14 protein-coding genes are annotated in these 16,106 nt (G+C 60.7%); 5 read left to right on the top strand and 9 right to left on the bottom strand.

The genetic code is table 11. The annotated features are described in order from the left end of the window. The first annotated feature begins 105 nt into the window (after positions 1-105). Positions 106-1,413, top strand: coding sequence for a hypothetical protein (locus tag ASC90_RS24730; RefSeq protein WP_056546331.1), 1,308 nt, complete (start codon positions 106-108; stop codon positions 1,411-1,413). An 18-nt stretch (positions 1,414-1,431) separates the two neighbouring features. On the opposite strand, the gene ASC90_RS24725 is transcribed toward ASC90_RS24730, so the two are convergent. The 7 genes from ASC90_RS24725 to ASC90_RS24695 all read right to left on the bottom strand — a co-directional run bounded on the left by ASC90_RS24725 (position 1,432) and on the right by ASC90_RS24695 (position 9,999). Next, entirely contained in the window at positions 1,432-2,559 is a 1,128-nt protein-coding gene (locus tag ASC90_RS24725) for a LuxR C-terminal-related transcriptional regulator (protein WP_056546329.1), read from the bottom strand. A 666-nt stretch (positions 2,560-3,225) separates the two neighbouring features. Then, a complete protein-coding gene (locus ASC90_RS24720) occupies positions 3,226-4,428 on the bottom strand; it encodes an MFS transporter (RefSeq protein ID WP_056546458.1) in 1,203 nt (400 codons plus the stop codon). Positions 4,429-4,517: 89 nt separating this feature from the next. Further along, positions 4,518-5,954 carry a M81 family metallopeptidase gene (locus ASC90_RS24715; RefSeq protein ID WP_056546325.1) on the bottom strand — a complete coding sequence of 479 codons (1,437 nt, stop codon included), beginning with the start codon at positions 5,952-5,954 and terminating at the stop codon, positions 4,518-4,520. 9 nt (positions 5,955-5,963) lie between these two features. After that, on the bottom strand, positions 5,964-7,883 hold the full coding sequence (locus ASC90_RS24710; RefSeq protein ID WP_056546322.1) for a beta-N-acetylhexosaminidase: 1,920 nt from the start codon (positions 7,881-7,883) through the stop codon (positions 5,964-5,966). A gap of 32 nt (positions 7,884-7,915) precedes the next feature. Further along, positions 7,916-8,692, bottom strand: a complete 777-nt coding sequence (locus ASC90_RS24705) for an SDR family oxidoreductase (protein WP_056546318.1) — start codon at positions 8,690-8,692, stop codon at positions 7,916-7,918. Between the two features lie 27 nt (positions 8,693-8,719). After that, positions 8,720-9,586, bottom strand: coding sequence for a MurR/RpiR family transcriptional regulator (locus ASC90_RS24700; RefSeq protein WP_056546315.1), 867 nt, complete (start codon positions 9,584-9,586; stop codon positions 8,720-8,722). 23 nt (positions 9,587-9,609) lie between these two features. After that, positions 9,610-9,999: a RidA family protein gene (locus ASC90_RS24695; protein ID WP_056546313.1), complete on the bottom strand. Its 390-nt coding sequence runs from the start codon at positions 9,997-9,999 to the stop codon at positions 9,610-9,612. A 111-nt stretch (positions 10,000-10,110) separates the two neighbouring features. Here ASC90_RS24695 and ASC90_RS24690 point away from each other — a divergent pair, with 111 nt between their 5' ends. From ASC90_RS24690 to ASC90_RS24675, 4 genes are all read left to right on the top strand, one after another. Further along, positions 10,111-10,596, top strand: a complete 486-nt coding sequence (locus ASC90_RS24690) for a hypothetical protein (protein WP_056546310.1) — start codon at positions 10,111-10,113, stop codon at positions 10,594-10,596. Positions 10,597-10,616: 20 nt separating this feature from the next. Continuing rightward, the gene (locus ASC90_RS24685; protein ID WP_056546306.1) at positions 10,617-12,092 is read left to right on the top strand and encodes a M81 family metallopeptidase; all 1,476 of its coding nucleotides are present in this window, start codon (positions 10,617-10,619) and stop codon (positions 12,090-12,092) included. A gap of 2 nt (positions 12,093-12,094) precedes the next feature. Further along, positions 12,095-13,195, top strand: coding sequence for a D-TA family PLP-dependent enzyme (locus ASC90_RS24680; protein WP_056546303.1), 1,101 nt, complete (start codon positions 12,095-12,097; stop codon positions 13,193-13,195). Positions 13,196-13,305: 110 nt separating this feature from the next. Further along, entirely contained in the window at positions 13,306-13,608 is a 303-nt protein-coding gene (locus ASC90_RS24675; protein WP_056546455.1) for a hypothetical protein, read from the top strand. 15 nt (positions 13,609-13,623) lie between these two features. Here ASC90_RS24675 and ugpC read toward each other — a convergent pair whose 3' ends face one another. Then, entirely contained in the window at positions 13,624-14,760 is a 1,137-nt protein-coding gene (ugpC, locus tag ASC90_RS24670) for a sn-glycerol-3-phosphate ABC transporter ATP-binding protein UgpC (protein WP_056546300.1), read from the bottom strand. A gap of 88 nt (positions 14,761-14,848) precedes the next feature. Beyond that, positions 14,849-16,078 carry an ABC transporter substrate-binding protein gene (locus tag ASC90_RS24665; protein WP_082520038.1) on the bottom strand — a complete coding sequence of 410 codons (1,230 nt, stop codon included), beginning with the start codon at positions 16,076-16,078 and terminating at the stop codon, positions 14,849-14,851. Positions 16,079-16,106 lie beyond the last annotated feature (28 nt).

The following is a 16,106-nucleotide window of genomic DNA, read 5'->3' as shown; positions in this document are numbered from 1 at the left end:
GAACAGAAGCGTGCAGCCGATTGATTATATTCTAATATATAGTAACAATTGCTCGCAGTGAGTCGGCCGTGGTTTTCCCGGCGCATACTGGGGTGACGGAGGAGAATGGGGATCCGCGCAGCCGTTCGGTCGGGCAGACCGGTCGCTATTGTTCTCGCGACACTCGCAATTTTGGTCGGTCAGGACGCCTTGGCCGACGACAACAAATCTCCGCAGCCAGTGGGTGATGCGCCAACGGATTCATCGCTGGACATCGTGATCGGCGTAAACTGGCTGAACCTGCCGAGTTGGGATTCCCGACGCACGGATTTCTTTGGAGGAAGCGAGGGCAGCCGACTGACCGACAACGGGCTCGGCGTTGGCTACAGCCTGGACATACCGCTCGGAGAAATCGGCTCTCAGCCGCTGGTCCTCGAATGGAACGGCGGCATCGCCGATCTGTCTTCCAGTTCAAACAGCAGGACGAGCTTGGCGGGACAGAACACGTTCGACATGAGCTTCGGCAACAGGGCCAACGGCAGCATCGCGCTGACCGCTTCGGCGATCGGCGTGCTGCCGGCTGCCGCTACGGCCCTCGTGACCGTCAATGATAGCGCGGGTGGGACGGCAACCATCGCTTCATCCGCCTCGTCTCCTGCAGGCGGACAAGTTACCCAATTTGCATCGAGCACCACGATAACCGGAGGTGCCTTTACGGCGCTCGTCACGAATGGCGACACTCCGAGTGCCGCAGCCTATGCCGCGTATGGCGACAACACAGGCTTCACCTTCAGCGCGTTGGGCGACCTTAGCAACAGCGCCGTGATAGACTCGCGCTCGGAAGATACCACCGTCATCGACCAGACATTGCTGCTCGGTGCGCCGATCGACCTCAGCGACGGTTGGTCCGTGACGCCCAAGTTCGGGCCGACCTATCGGTCGATCGATCGTGATGTCGACTTCACGCGAACGATCGACATCGGCGAAAGCATCTCGGGAGTTAACGTCCCCACGCTTGGTTTTGCCCAGAACGATCAACTGGATGCGCGCTATGTCGGCGCGATCGGTGGGCTGACGATAACGAAATGGGTGCAGCCGGATCTACGTGTCTCGCTTGATGCAAGATTGGGTGGCGCCTATCTACATTCGAAGTACCGAAGTCAATTTTCGGCAATGCTCCCCAATGCGGCGAATGGGAGTTTCGATGCGCTTGAGCAAACGCGCAACGGCGCTGCCCTGCTGGCCGGGCTGAATGCCGGCGTGCGCTATGCCGTGAAAGAGAACGTTGAAATCGGCTTCAACACGGGTGTTGATTTCACCAGCAAGGTTCCCACGGTCAAGTACGTCAATGATGCCGGCGTCGTTTCCCCGACGATCGACATGAGCCATGCCCTTGGCTACAATGCTTCAGTCAACGTGACGTGGCACTTCTGATCCCGGCCCTCCACCCTCTCAGAACGTGAAGGACGAGAGCTCGGCGAGGCAGTGCATGAATTGTGTCTGCCGATTGACGCCTATGCGGGCCATTGCCGACGCGAGCTGGTTGTGAATCGTGTTTTTCGACACGCCGCGCTGCCGCGCAATCTCGGAAGCTGTTTCGCCGTTCAGCAGGCAATGGGCGAGATTGGCCTCGGTCGAGGTCAGGCCAAAAACCGATCTTATCATTTCCGGTTGAAGCAGCGTGTTTCTGCCCAGTTCACGCATGGTGAGCATATAGACCGGATCGCTGCTGGCAAACACGCTCTTGAATTGTGCCCCGAAGGCGCAGCGTCCCGTCAAGGCATCGATGCTGACCAGCCATTTGACACTCTTGGTCCGGTCCTCTGCGCAGGCGATATGCCGCATGCGGCTATGCTGCCCCGACATGCCGACGAGGCGAGCGATGACATCGCGAAGCTCAGGATCGGTAATATCCAAAATGGAATCCCGGTATTCGATCAGCTGGTGGGATGCTTCAGCGAATTTCTCGAAACCGGTGTTGGCCAGGCGAACCTGGTAGTCGGCTGTGATGATCGCTGAGGGAACCGGCGAACTAAAGAAGGCACTCTCCATATTGGAGGATCGTTCGCGCTCCAGAAGGGTCGCCTTCTGGATGGCGAACGCAGTCTGAAAATGCGGAAGAAGTTTCATCAAGGCCTCGGTTGCCCGCTCGATCTCAGTCCGGCCGGCACGGTTGAAATGCACCATGAGGGAAATCTGCCGACCGCTTTCCTTCATCACGACGAGCACGAGCAGCATGCCTTCGTTGCCGAAGCATTCCTGCAGCGAAGCGCCCCATTGCGGGCTAAGTCGCGTTTTGAAATCAATGTTCACCACTGCACCCTGGCCTGCGTTCAGTGTGCAGGCGTACAGCGCGCCAATCACCTGCGGGCTGCATAGCTGCGCCTTCGAAATCCCCTTTGCGAAACCAGACACCCTTCGATCGTCAGGCCTCCTGAAACCTACGATCGCCGCCGCGGAGGCCTGCGTGATCTCGATTGTCTCCGCGATAACCTTGTCCCATTCGTGGGGGGTTACGACCGTCTCGTAAATGGACTGCACAAGCGCCAGATAGGTATCTTCACCGAACGCATTGATCATCGGACCTACTCCCTAGGATATTTTCTTATAGGCATGCGCCCGACCAAGAAGCGCACCCAAATGATGATCCTCGTCGAGTGCTCGACGTGTCATCGTGTCCCAACCCCAGGAAAGAAATTCAAGGCAAACAGCGGCCTTCAGCGTGTATTCCGCTGTGCGCACCCGATGGAGGCGCGCTCGACACAACACCGGAAAACGTTGCGTCCATGTTTCCGATCGTCTTATTGTCAGGCGGATGAAGCGTAATCCCGGAATGGAACCATCTTGCCCTCCCATCGAGCGTCAAAGACATCATGTGAGCGTGTTTAGTCTTGCAGGCAAAATCCCTGTACTACAGCAGCCGAATCCGATCAGTTTTCCAACCCGAGCTAGTGATAGTTGCAGATTTTGTGAGGCGCGGCCACGCAAGCTCCAAGTATAGTATTTCACAACCTTTTGGCGTGAAATCATCTCAGGATTGCGAACATCGGTCGACATCATAACATTAGTAAACGCACTGCCGACGATAAGTCTTTATCGCTGTGAAAAAATACTATATTGCTGACGTATTATCCACATATGATTCGGATAAATACCTACCAAATAAGTCCTATATTTTAATCCATATGCATAATGCAACCCTTTGTCGCACGCGGTAGTGTTGCAAAAAAAGACAGTATAGGTTGTTCAGCGCCGCCGCTTGCTTCCATCGAAGAAAAGCAGGAGACCAAGCCCAGCTAAACCGGCAAGCGCTCCGATGAGCGATGTCCCGGAATAGCTGCTGAAGCCGGTGCCAATTGCGAACAGCAGGGCGCTCAGGCCTGCACTCAGGAATATGTTGACCGAGATCAATGCGCTACCGAGGCCGGGGCGCTCGGAGATCAGATCCTGCAGGTAGGTAATCGGAATGCTGATCAGTGCGGCGGCCCCGATGCCGCTGATCAGCGTGAGCGCGTAGACGTGCCAGGGTGCAGAGGCAAAGGCGAGCAGCACCAGGTAGACCAGGTAGATGATCGTCCCGATCGCCAGCGCCTTGATCGCGCTCATCACCCGCAGTACGCGTCCCCAGACGACGATAAACACAACCTCGAGGAAGGCGACGATACCGACGAGAATGCCGATATCCGCAACGGTGCCGTGTGCTTCACCGGTGACGATCAGCGGCAGGATCGCTCCGTTCACGTGCAGCGTGCTGCTGATCAGCGCGATGGCGATCACCCTGACAAAGACAGCCGGCGAAACCACCTCACCCAGGGCCCCGAGGTAGGTCAGGTGATGGGTTGCTGCCCGGTCGGTGCCCGTCTGGCGGGGCAGCAAGGCTGCGATGAGGACGAGACAGACGACACATGCGAGGCCGGCAAAGAGATAGGCCGGGAGCATGCTGGTCGATTGCGACAGCATTACACCCGTGATGCCGGGTACCAGGACCCACGAAAGCGAGATCATCGCCCGGACGCCGGAGTTTATCGTCGCCACATCGTTACGGGGCATTCCGCTGGTGACCGCCCGGACATTGGCAAAAAGCAGCGAATTGAGGGATCCGTAGATAGGGAGCAACAGCAGTGCACTCACGACGAACGTTGCCTGTGTCGGCAACACGTAGATCGCACCGTAGCCGAGGATGCCGAAGATGCTTACGGTCAGCATCATGGTTCGATACTCGCCGAGACGGTCGGCCAGGTTGCCGAGCAGGACGCTGACAATCACGTTCACCGCGGCGGCCGAGAAGATCAGCGCAGAATACAGACCGTTGCCGAGACCGAGTTCGCGAATACCGACCACGGACTGATAGGGCGACGTGGCAGCGCCGGCGAATCCGAAGGTAAAGATCGCAAGCATGCTGACCCGGATCGTCGGGTTGCGGAATACATCAGGGAGAAGGCGGGTCATGGTCTCGATCGAGGGGGGTGGGAAGGTGATCGCATGCGTATGGCGGCGCCCCGGCAGGTCGGCCAACATGCCAAGGCGGGATCGGGATATCATTGTTGCCAGCGTGCCGAAAGGCGGGCATGCGCTTCGAAGGCAAAGTCGCGGTCGAACGGAAAAACGGGCCCAATCCGCCGGTTGCTGGCGAGGCCTTCGATGTGCTGATTGACAACACCGTCCGTCAAAGCCATCAGGTTGGGATTGGCGAGCGGCGCCAGCTCTGGCGATAGATAACCGGATTTGACGACGAGCAGCCGCACCGATTTCGGATCGAGGCCGAGCTGGTTGAAATCGGCGATGTTGTGATAGGGCCGCCGGCGAGCGGCCAGCACGACGGTAATGCCGTCGACGCGGATGACGGCTTGCCGCTCGGCGGCGGCGCCCGGATCATCCAGCACCAGAACTTCAGCGTCGACCGCGACGGGGACGCTCGAGGGATCTAGACTTCCGCCAAGGTCCAGCCTGAGCGCCGCACGCGTGCCGACGGCAAAACAAGCCTCGACGGCCGGCCGGTCGGTAATGCCAGCAACCAGAGCGCCGCTGAAACGACGAGCGATCAACGCCTTCAATACATCGGCCCGATCGCCAACGCCGCCACCGGTCGGGTTGTCGGCCGAGTCGGCAAGAATGACGGGCGCGGTGGATGCGCCTTCGGCGATATCGAGCATGTCTTCGAGCGGGCCCGTGATCGGGCCGAAACGGAAATCATCACGGGCGTTCCAATAGGAGAGCGCAATTTCCTCGGCAGCCCTTGCGGCGGCCTGCCGGTCCGAGCCGGTCACGACAGCGCAGGCCGTCGCCCGCGGTTCGTCGGCCCATACATAGCCGATCATCAGGTTCGCATCGAGAATGCCGGGACGGGCGTCAAATTCCGGCAGCGACAGATAGATGCCCTTTGCCGGCTCATCCTCCGTCGAGGTGCATTCGCCGGGCAGCAGCACGGGCACCGGCGCCCAGGCGACGCCCGGGCGATTGCCTGACGTCAGCGCATCGACGAGCATCGACCAGGCGCGAACCATGGTCGAGCGCACGTCGATATGGGGCGCCGTGCGATAAGCCGCGAAGATGTCGAGTTGGTCGACGACCCGCTGGCTGACATTGCCGTGCAGGTCGTAGCTTGCGGCAACGACGCACTCGGGGCCGGTGACGGACCGGGCCGACGAGATCCAGTCACCCTCGGCATCGTCCATGCCCTCGACATTCACCGCGCCGTGCATGGCGAGGTAGAGCCCATCGAGCGGCAGCGCCGCCTTCAGGAGATCCAGGAATTCCGCCTTGAACGCCTCGTAGGCTACCCGCGAGACCGGACCACCGGGGACGGCGCGGGCATGCAGGAGTGGCAAAGGCTCGACACCGTCCGCCGCCAGGAAGCTGAAATACTCCGAGCCGATGAGATCTGCGCCACGCATGACGCGAAAATCCTCGACGCCCATCAGCACCGGTGAATAAGTGCTGCATTCCGTATGAATTCCGCCAACTGCAATGCGCATGCCTGGACCTTACAAATTCGGGCTGAGGGGAACGATGGCAGCAAAACGATGCCAGTCCTTCTGCGCCCTGGGCGTCCACGCGGCTTCGGCAATTGCCGGAAGGCGAGGGAAGACGAGGCGGTTGAAATAGCCGCGCGACAGGAAATGCTCCGACCAGATGCAGGCCTGCACGCCGCGCATCCGCTCCTTCAGCTCCTCGGGGAATTCGCCTTCCGCCTCGTAGCCATAGGTATGCGCCGGCGGCACGGTGCCGGCCCAGCTTGCGCCTGGCTCCTGGAAGGCTTCGGCCTGCACCATGTCGAGATAATAGGCCTGGCCGGGGGTCATGACGACGTCATAGCCTTCGCGGGCAAGCTCGATGCCGACCGTCGGGTTTTCCCAGGCCATCAGCAGCGTGTCCTTCGCCGCGACGCCGCCGCCATGGGCGACCTCGTTCCAGCCGGCCAGCTTGCGGCCGCGTGCCGTCAGCATGTCCTTGATGCGCGTCAGGAAATAGGACTGCAGCGCAAAGGTGCCGGAAATGCCTTCCTGCTCCATCAGCTTCTTGGCGAGCGGCGAGGCGAGCCAGGAACCATCGGCCACCTCGTCGCCGCCGATATGGATATAGGCCGACGGGAAGAGCTCGACCATTTCGTCGAAGACGGTTTCGAGGAACTGATAGGTGAAGGGCACGGCCGGGTTCAGCGCATTGTTCGGATAACCCTGGACGGAATGGTAGCTGTCGGGCGCCTCCTGGCCGTCGGTCAGGTCCGGCAGGGCCACAAGCGTCGCGGTGTTGTGTCCGGGAATGTCGATTTCCGGAATGATCTCGACCGAGAGCGACGAGGCGTGGGCGACGATCTCGCGAATGTCGTCCTGCGAATAGAAACCGCCGACGGGCTCGGCGCCGTTGCCGAGCTGCGGCAGCAGCGGCTCGTCCGGGCCGCGCAGCACGCCGGTGGTCGTCAGCTGCGGATAGGCCTTGATTTCCAGCCGCCAGGCTTCGTCGTCGCTGAGGTGCCAATGGAAGATGTTGAGCTTCAGCCAGGCGAGGATATCGATCAGCCGCTTGACGTCGGCGACCGGATAGAACTGGCGGGAGACGTCGAGGTGGCAACCGCGCCAACCGTAGCGCGGCTGGTCGGAAATTGTGCCGGAGACCGGGAAACGGAAGGTGCCGGGCTGGCTGCGGGCGCCGTGTAGCAGTTGCGCCAGCGACGTCAGGCCGTATTGCCGACCGGCAGAATGGGAATAGCAGAGCGTGATTTCATTTGCCGCAAAGTTCAGCGCATAGCCTTCCCGCGCAATCGAAGTGTCGTGGGAGAAGCGCAGTGCCCGGCCCTGTGGTGAGATGGAGAGGTTGAACGGCGCGTGACCGCTCTCGAAGAGGCGATGAAAGAGCGAAAGCGCCGTCGAGACCGCCTCCAGTTCCTGGATGGAGGAGCCTTCGGCCGGATAGAGAACGACCGGAAACCCGGTGCCCGGTTTCGCGTCGATCTTGGCCGGCCAGGGCTGCAGGGCGAAAGGCAGGTCGAGCTTGCCTTCCGGCAAGAGCACCGGCGGCGGCTCGCTGACGCGGCCTTCGAGCAGCAGATCGGATACCGCGACCGGCACATGCTCGCCGCCCGACAGCGTCAGATAGGCCGACTTGGCGCCATCCGTGCAGTGCTTGGCGGGGCGATGCAGGCCGCTCACCGTGAAGGTCCAGCTTGCACCGGGCTCCAGGATCAATCCCGGCAGGGGCTCGAACTCGTGGAAATTGGCGTTGCGGCGCAAGAAAGTGGCATTCTCGCAAGCCTTCGGGTCGTTGACGCGCGTCAGCGAGGTGTAGACCAGCCTGAAGCCGGAGAGGGGCGCGCCAGAGAGATTGAAAAGGATGAAGGTGAAGCGCCCGTTGGGCCCGCCCTCGGGGTGCCACTTGCTTTCCAGGCGATAAGAAACCGTTTTCATCTCAAATCCTCTCTCATTATCGTGTGTCGTTTTCAGTAGTGGTCCGATTGTGTGAAGGTGCGGGCAAGTTCGGCCTGGCCGGCCGTCAGTCCGCAATCGACGGGAAGGCAAACGCCGGTGATGGCGGCGGCCTGTGCGCTGGCGAGAAAGCTGACGGCATTGGCGACATCCGCCGGATCGACGACGCGCTGCAACGGGTACCAGCGGCGCGCTTCCTCGAAGACATTGGGATTGGCGGCGGCGCGCGCTTCCCAGGCCTGCGTGCGCACCGTGCCTGGAGCTACGGCGTTGGCACGGATACCGAACTTGCCGTATTCGACGGCGATCAGCTTGGTCAGATGCAGGAGGCCCGCCTTGGCGGCGCTGTAGGCCGGATGGCCGAAGACGTTCATGCCGTTGACCGACGCGATGTTGATCACGGATCCCTTCGATGCCGTCAGCATGTCCTCGACAGCGCGAAAGCAGAGAAAGGCCGCTTCCAGATTGAGGGCGTTGTCCATGCGCCAGATTTCCGGCGTGGTATCGTGCAGGCTGACGGCGCGCGCGGCACCGGCGTTGTTGACGAGCGTCTTGACCGTGCCGAGCCTGGCCGCGGCTGTCGCCATGTCGGCGACGCTTTCGGCATTGGTGACATCGCAACCCATCGCGACAAACCGCTCGGCAGGGCCAAGCGAGCGGACGGCCTTCTCGGCAGCGGCGTGATCGATGTCGACAAGCAGAATGACAGCGTGATCGTCGGCAAGCCGGCCGGCGATGGCCCGCCCAATGTCGCCTGCAGCACCCGTCACGATCGCTACCGATTTTGTCATTCCGCGTGCCTTCCTGTCATGAAACGTTCAGTCCCCGAGCAACTGGCGGTCATCATCGCCATCGCGGTGGGTAACGAGTTGCTGCTTGATCCGCCGAAGCGAGACGGTCGCCTGCGCTTGAATACTGTAGGCCACGAGGCTGGCGAGAATATCGACTGCCGCCAGGTAGGCGATGCGCGTCGAGGTCGGGCGGTAGATATTGTTTCCCTCGGGCAGGTCGATCGCCACGACGACATCGGCGGCCTTGGCAACCGGGCTGTTGCTTTGCGTGAGCGCGATCGTCGGAACCTTCGATTCCCGGGCAAGCGTGAAGGCGCGCACCAGTTCGGCGTTTCTGCCGGAGAAGGACGAGCCGATCAGAACATCGCCGGGCTTTGCCGCAGCAGCCATCATCAACTGCATGCTGTGATCGGAACTGGCGGTGACGTGCAGGCCAAAACGGAAAAGGCGATTCTGGAACTCAGTGGCGATCATCGAGGAGTTGCCGCCCGATCCGAAGGCATAGATCATCCCGGCTCGGGCTATCCGTTCGGCCGCCTGCTCGACCGCAGCCATGTCGAGCGAGCGGTGGAGCAGGAACAGAGCGTTCTGCGCCTTGGTGATGATGTCCTGCGCGACATCGGCGGGGTCCGTGCTTTTCGGTTCCGGCTTCAGGTAGCGCATGCCGACATAGGCGGTGCGCGCCAGCTGAATCTTGAAATCGGCGAAACTTTCGCAGCCGAGGCGCCGGCAAAAGCGGGTGACGGTCGGCGGCGAGACGTCCGCCCTTTCGGCAAGACCGATAATCGAGGCGTTGACCGCGAACTCGAAGTCGGTGAGCAGGATATCGGCGATGCGGTTTTCGGATGGGGAAAGCCGGGCCTTCTCTTCTTGCAGCGTAGAGAAAATATCCATCCGGCTCCCCTCCGACTTCCGCGCTATTCGCCCTTGGGCTTATAGGCGACGCAGTCGATTTCAACCTTGCAATCGACCATCATCGACGACTGGACACAGGCGCGTGCCGGCGGATGTTCACCGAAATACTGTTGATAGATGCCATTGAAGGTCCAGAAATCGCGCGGATCGTCGAGCCAGACCCCGCAACGCACGACATGCTCGAGGCCGTAACCGGCCTCATCAAGTATGGCCAGAACGTTCTGGATCGTCTTGTGGGTCTGTGCAACGATGTTGCCGTCAATGATTTCGCCGTTTTCCATGGCGACCTGGCCCGAAACATAGAGCCATCCGTCAGCCTCAACCGCGCGCGCGAAAGGCAATGGCTTGCCGCCCGCACCCTTTTGAACCGTGCCGTAGCGCTTGATGGACATCGATCAATCCTGCAAATTATTTTCGTGATAAGTTGACAAGTGACCATAGAAAGCCGAATTTGGCCAGCGAAAAACGCCGTTCATGAAAAGAATTTCAATACTGGGGAATTTATGCGCGATCCTTTCAAAAACCCCTTCTCCGAGTCCGACGTCGCCAGACACTCCATCTGGGAAATGCTCGTTCCGCGTGACATCGACGCTTTCCTCGCTGCCGACTGGTCGATGGTGGAACGCGATTTCGTGAAGGACGGTTTCATCGGCATCGACGGCCGCAAGGACGCAAGCCCGGACAAATGGCGCCTGGCATTCCCGACCCTCGCGGCCTATCGCGACGAGTGGCTGCGCCAGGCGAAGGACTTTGCGACGCAGTCCTTCGCCGAGGACACCCGCACCGCCATCTTCACGACGACGACGCTAGAAGACATCGAGATCGAGGGCGAGATGGCACTCGTGCGAAAGAAGTTCGACGGTGGCATCGACAAGGCTGATGGCAGCCGAGACATCATGCAGTGGCAGACACTTTATTATTGCCGCCTGCACGAAGGTCACTGGAGGATTTCCGGCTTTACCGGATACCTGCCGAACCCGATGGGCTGATCAACACAAAGGCCGAACCCTTGCGCATTTTCACGGCGACGCTCGCGACCGAGACCAACACCTTTTCTCCCATTTGCGTCGATCGCCGGGCTTTCGAAGCTTCCCTCTACGCGCCTCCCGGTGAGCATCCCGAAACACCGACGCTCTGCTCCGCCCCGATCACCGTCGGACGGCGAGTCTGCGCGGAAAAGGGATGGGACCTGATCGAGGGGACAGCCGCCTGGGCCGATCCGGCAGGCCTCCTCAACCGCGCGGCCTATGAAGGCCTGCGCGATGAAGTGCTCGACCAGTTGAGGGCGGCGATGCCGGTGGATGCGGTCGTGCTCGGCCTGCACGGAGCAATGGTCGCAGACGGTTACGAGGATAGCGAAGGCGATATTCTTGCACGCGTGCGCGAGATCGTCGGCCCCGATATCCTGGTCTGCTCAGAACTCGACCCGCACAGCCACCTGACCGCCAAGCGAATCAAGGCGGCTGATTTCTTCGTCTATTTCAAGGAATTCCCGCATACCGATTTCGTTGATCGGGCGGAAGATCTCTGGCGCATTGCCGTCGACACGCTGGAAGGCCGCGTCAAGCCCGTCATGTCGGTCTTCGACTGCCGAATGATCGACGTCTACCCGACCTCGCGCGATCCGATGCGTTCCGTTGTCGACAAGATCATGCGGATCGAGAACGAGGACGCGGATATTCTCTCGATTTCGGTCATCCATGGCTTCATGGCTGGCGACGTGCCGGAGATGGGAACCAAGCTTCTCGTGGTGACGAACGACAGGGAAGAAAAGGGTGACGCGCTCGCCCGCGAACTGGGGCTCGAACTTTTCTCCAAGCGCGGCACCTTCATCATGCCGCAGATCGATGAAAAGCAGGCCGTCGAGGAAGCATTGGCCGCAACGTCGTGGCCGGTTGTCATCGCCGACGTCTGGGACAATCCCGGCGGCGGCACGGCGGGCGATGCGACGGTGCTTCTGGAGGAACTTCTCGATAAAGGCGCCACGGAGACAGCCATCGGCACGATCTGGGATCCGATGGCCGTGCAGATCTGCATGGCGGCCGGCGAGGGGGCGCGAATCCCACTGCGGTTCGGTGCGAAATCCGCGCCCGGCACCGGCAATCCGATCGATGGCATCGTCAAGGTAGTGAAGCTAGTTCCGAATGCCGAAATGCGCTTTGGCGAGAGCTTCGCGCCATTCGGCGACGCCGCGCACGTTGTCCTCAATGGCATTGACATCATCTTGAACTCGACGCGCGCGCAGAGCTTCGACCCCAGCCTGTTTTCGGCAATGGGAATAGATCCGTTGTCAAAGAAGATTCTGGTGATCAAGTCGACCAACCACTTCTTCGCGTCCTTCTCGCAAATCGCCGCGAAAATCATTTACTGTTCGGCCGGGACGCCTTATCCCAACAATCCGGCCAAGACGCCCTATCGTCGCGCACCGAAGAACATCTGGCCGATGATTGCCGATCCGCACGGCATCCAACACGGAGCAGCGTGACAATGCAGGACAACCCGTTTGCCGTCGTGGCCAAGGTCGGCGACAAGGTTTCTGATCTCTCCACACCGCGGCCGATCATCGACGAGGACCGGCTGGCAGCGAACATCACGCGCTTACAAGCCTACATGGACGAGCATGGGCTGAATTTTCGGCCGCATATCAAGACCCACAAGATACCGGCGCTTGCGGCCCAACAGACAGCAGCAGGGGCGAAGGGCATCAACTGCCAGAAAATCAGCGAGGCGGAAGTGTTCGCCTCCGCCGGCTTCGAAGACATCCTCATCACCTTCAACATTCTCGGTCCCGAGAAACTCACGCGCCTTTCGGGCCTGAACGACCGGATTTCCGGGCTGAAGGTGGTGGCGGACAGCGACGTGACCGTTGACGGTCTCTCCGCACACTTCGCCTCGCGCCGGCCGCTTGTCGTCCTCGTCGAATGCGATACCGGTGGGGGGCGCTGTGGTGTGCAGACGCCATCGGAAGCCGCAGCCCTTGCGCGGCATATCCACGAAGCACCGGGCCTGACATTCGGCGGCCTGTTGAACTATCCGAAGCCGGGTTCAGCGTCCGAGGTGCAGGCGTTCCTGAGCGAGACGGTGTCGGTCCTCAAGGCCGAAGGCATCGATTGCGCGATCGTCAGCAACGGCGGGACACCCAGCCTGTTCGAGGCGCATCTGGTGACGGCCGCGACCGAGCATCGGGCAGGAACCTATATCTACAACGACCGCTCGATGGTTCGGGCCGGACATTGCGGTGAGGACGACTGCGCCATGCACGTGCTGGCAACCGTGGTTTCCCGTCCAACCTCCGACCGCGCCGTTGTCGATGCCGGCTCGAAGGCGCTGACCTCGGACCTGCTCGGCTTCGCGGACTTCGGTACCGTTGTCGGTTATCCCGACGCGGTCATCACCGGCCTCTCGGAAGAGCATGGGGTGATCGATCTGTCCAGGTGCACGGGCAAGCGTCCGGAGATCGGCGAGAAGATCCGTATCATTCCGAACCACACCTGCGTCGTCTCCAACCTGTTCGACACCATGGTCTTTCATCGCGACGGCGTGGTGACGCGCGTCGAGGATGTGGCGGCCCGCGGCCTGGTCTGGTAACCATCCGGAAAACCGAACGCATTCCTTTGACTTAGACATCTTGACGTTGCTGCCGGGGAGCGCATCTTCTGTTGTGCAGCAACGGTATTGACGATCAGGAGTTCAAATCGATGAGAGTCTGGGTGGCATTGGGAATGGTGGCGAGCCTGGCGTGCATTTCGGCAGCCGAAGCTCCATGGCAATGGCAGACATACCATGGCGTCAGGGTCGATTCCGATCCTATGCTTACGGCACGGTTCGATCGTGCTCTGCGCTATTGTGAGCCGGAGGCCTACCGTCGCGGATCTTCCAATCCCAACAGCCTCTTGTATGTCACCGCGTTGCGAAGCTGCATGTCCAGGCTGAACATCATCGACCGCGGATCATACTCCTACGTGGCGAACAACTATTTCTACCACTTCCTGGACCGCTGAGCAGCCTGACTGCGATCAAGCTGCAGCGGTCGGATTGAGCAGGTTCATGTCGATGTCGGTCAACTCGACGTGGCGCTCGAAGGCGATCCCCGCTTCATCGAAGAGATGGCAGTCGGCGGCATTTATGCCGGTCACCAGCGGCTGATCCAGGCGAACGCCGACGCTGCCCGGCAGCGTGGCGCAGAAATTCTCGCCCTCGCCATCGACCGACGCATAGGCGACGGTCTGTGCACCCAGATGCTCGATCACAGTCGGCGCAACCGTCAGGGCAATGTCTCCCGAACCCATCTGGATATGCTCCGGGCGGATGCCGAGCGTCAGTGACTTGCCGACGATGCCGTCGCGCGGCGTGACCGGGATGGTCGCCTTCTGCCCCTTGTATTCGATTGTGACGCTGGCATCGGTGGTACCGGTGCAGGTCACGGGCAGGAAGTTCATCTTCGGATTGCCGATGAAGCTCGCCACGAAGAGATTGGCCGGCTTGTGATAGAGCTCCAGTGGCGCTCCGGTCTGGGCAATGTCGCCGGCGTTGAGCACGACGATGCGGTCGGCCATGGTCATGGCTTCCACCTGGTCGTGCGTTACATAGATCATTGTCGCCTTCAGCTGCCGATGCAGCTTGGCGAGCTCGATGCGCATGTCTGCACGCAGCGCCGCGTCGAGGTTGGACAACGGTTCGTCGAACAGGAAGATCTTGGGTTCGCGCACGATAGCGCGGCCGATGGCGACGCGCTGGCGCTGGCCGCCCGAAAGCATGCCCGGCTTCTGCTGCAGGCGCTGGTCGAGATGGAGGATCCGTGCGGCATGCTCGACCTTGGCCTTGAGCTTTTCCTCTTCCATCTTCTCGACTCGCAGCGGAAAGGCGATGTTTTCGAAGACGGTCATGTGCGGATAAAGCGCATAGGACTGGAACACCATGGCGATCCCGCGCTTGACCGGCGGAAGGTCGTTGACCCTGACGCCATCAATGACGATATCGCCGCCCGATGTGCCGTCGAGGCCAGCGATCATGCGAAGCAGCGTGGACTTGCCGCAGCCGGAAGGGCCTACAAATACGACGAATTCACCGTTCTTCACCTCGAGCTGAACGCTCTTCAGAACCTCGAAGTCGCCGAAAAACTTTTGAACCTTGTTGAGAAAAAGCTGTCCCAAAACTGTCTCCGGTCGCCGCTGCGCGGACGGCGTTTGCACTCGATAGTTGGAGGATCGCGGGTGTTGCGCCCGCGATCCTGACAAAGGCTTACTTGAACGCGTCGATTTCGCCAGAAGCCTTCTTGAGGGCATCGGCCGGTTCGGCCTTGCCCGTCACGACGGACTGGACCATTTCGATGATCGAGTTCTGGAAGCCCTTGTAGTCGGTGAAGAGCGGCTCGGGGCCACCAAAGGCGATGCCATCGATGAACGGCTTCCACGAGGGATCGGCCTTGACGAATTCATCGACCTTCGGCGACGGGCGCAGCGGCGTGAGGCCGGCGCCGCCCTGAAGCTCGTATTCGCCCTGCGGACCGGGAGAGGTGATGAACTTGGCGAATTCAGTCGCTTTTTCCTCTACGCCCGTGCCCTTGAAGACGGCCAGGCTGTCGGTGATCAGCAGCGTGCCTTCACCCTTGGCCGACGGGCCGAGCGGCAGCGGGGCGACGCCCCAGTTGATCTTGGTGTCCTTGAGGCGGGCGGCGGCACCCGAGCCTGCCTGGATCATGCCGACCTTGCCGTCGAGGAAGATGGCGCGGATTTCGTTCTGTTCGTAGGCGGTGGCACCTTCGACGGAATAGGGCGTGATGTCCTTGTAGGCCTGCAGCGCTGCCAACACTTCCGGGCTGTCGATCGTGATCTTTTCGCCGTCGATGACCTTGCCGTTGTTGGTGTAAACCCAATGCATGAACTGGTGCATGGTGTTGTCGAAGGTCTTGGCCGGCAGGCCGTAGCCAGCGATACCGGTCTTCTCCTTGATGGCCTTGGCATCGGCGATTTCTTCAGCCCAGGTCTTCGGCGGGCTTTCCGGGTCGAGGCCGGCCTGCTTGAAGAGGTCCTTGTTCCAGTAGAGGGCCTTGGTCGAGAAGGCGACCGGCACGCCCCACTGGGTGTCATTGAAGGTAACGGTATCGACGATGTTCGGATAGTAGCTCTTCTTCTCTTCGTCGGTCATCGGCACCGGAACGATCAGCTCGTTCTGGGCGAATTCCTTGAGCGTGCGCGAGCCGACATAGGCCATGCCGACGGGCGTGCCGGCAGCAGCGAGCGTCGTCGCCTTGTCCTGGCACTGTTCCCAGCCGACAACCTCGGGCGTGACCTTCCAGCCCGGGTTCTTGCCTTCCCATTCCTTGATGTACTTCTCGTGGATCGGGTCGATCTTGTCGCCGCAATAGATCCAGGTGATTTCCTGGTCGGCAGCGTGCGCGGTCATGGCGCCGAGCGCGGTGGAGCCGAGCAGGGCAAGGGCCATCAGCCCGGTTTTGAATTGAATTGTCACTTTATTAGCTCCCGTTTTTTCTCTGGTG

The organism is Rhizobium sp. Root1220, assembly GCF_001426265.1.
Taxonomy (GTDB): domain Bacteria; phylum Pseudomonadota; class Alphaproteobacteria; order Rhizobiales; family Rhizobiaceae; genus Rhizobium.
Note: the sequence above shows the minus strand (reverse complement) of the source record. Positions and strands in the feature narration are given on the sequence as shown.

Excerpts from the sequence above, each read along its gene's own strand:
- ASC90_RS24700 (WP_056546315.1), bottom strand. The coding sequence starts at position 9,586 with ATGGATATTTTCTCTACGCTGCAAGAAGAGAAGGCCCGGCTTTCCCCA.
- ASC90_RS24725 (WP_056546329.1), bottom strand. The coding sequence starts at position 2,559 with ATGATCAATGCGTTCGGTGAAGATACCTATCTGGCGCTTGTGCAGTCC.
- ASC90_RS24715 (WP_056546325.1), bottom strand. The coding sequence starts at position 5,954 with ATGCGCATTGCAGTTGGCGGAATTCATACGGAATGCAGCACTTATTCA.
- ASC90_RS24710 (WP_056546322.1), bottom strand. The coding sequence starts at position 7,883 with ATGAAAACGGTTTCTTATCGCCTGGAAAGCAAGTGGCACCCCGAGGGC.
- ASC90_RS24730 (WP_056546331.1), top strand. The coding sequence starts at position 106 with ATGGGGATCCGCGCAGCCGTTCGGTCGGGCAGACCGGTCGCTATTGTT.
- ASC90_RS24695 (WP_056546313.1), bottom strand. The coding sequence starts at position 9,999 with ATGTCCATCAAGCGCTACGGCACGGTTCAAAAGGGTGCGGGCGGCAAG.
- ASC90_RS24690 (WP_056546310.1), top strand. The coding sequence starts at position 10,111 with ATGCGCGATCCTTTCAAAAACCCCTTCTCCGAGTCCGACGTCGCCAGA.
- ASC90_RS24720 (WP_056546458.1), bottom strand. The coding sequence starts at position 4,428 with ATGACCCGCCTTCTCCCTGATGTATTCCGCAACCCGACGATCCGGGTC.
- ASC90_RS24705 (WP_056546318.1), bottom strand. The coding sequence starts at position 8,692 with ATGACAAAATCGGTAGCGATCGTGACGGGTGCTGCAGGCGACATTGGG.
- ASC90_RS24675 (WP_056546455.1), top strand. The coding sequence starts at position 13,306 with ATGAGAGTCTGGGTGGCATTGGGAATGGTGGCGAGCCTGGCGTGCATT.
- ASC90_RS24680 (WP_056546303.1), top strand. The coding sequence starts at position 12,095 with ATGCAGGACAACCCGTTTGCCGTCGTGGCCAAGGTCGGCGACAAGGTT.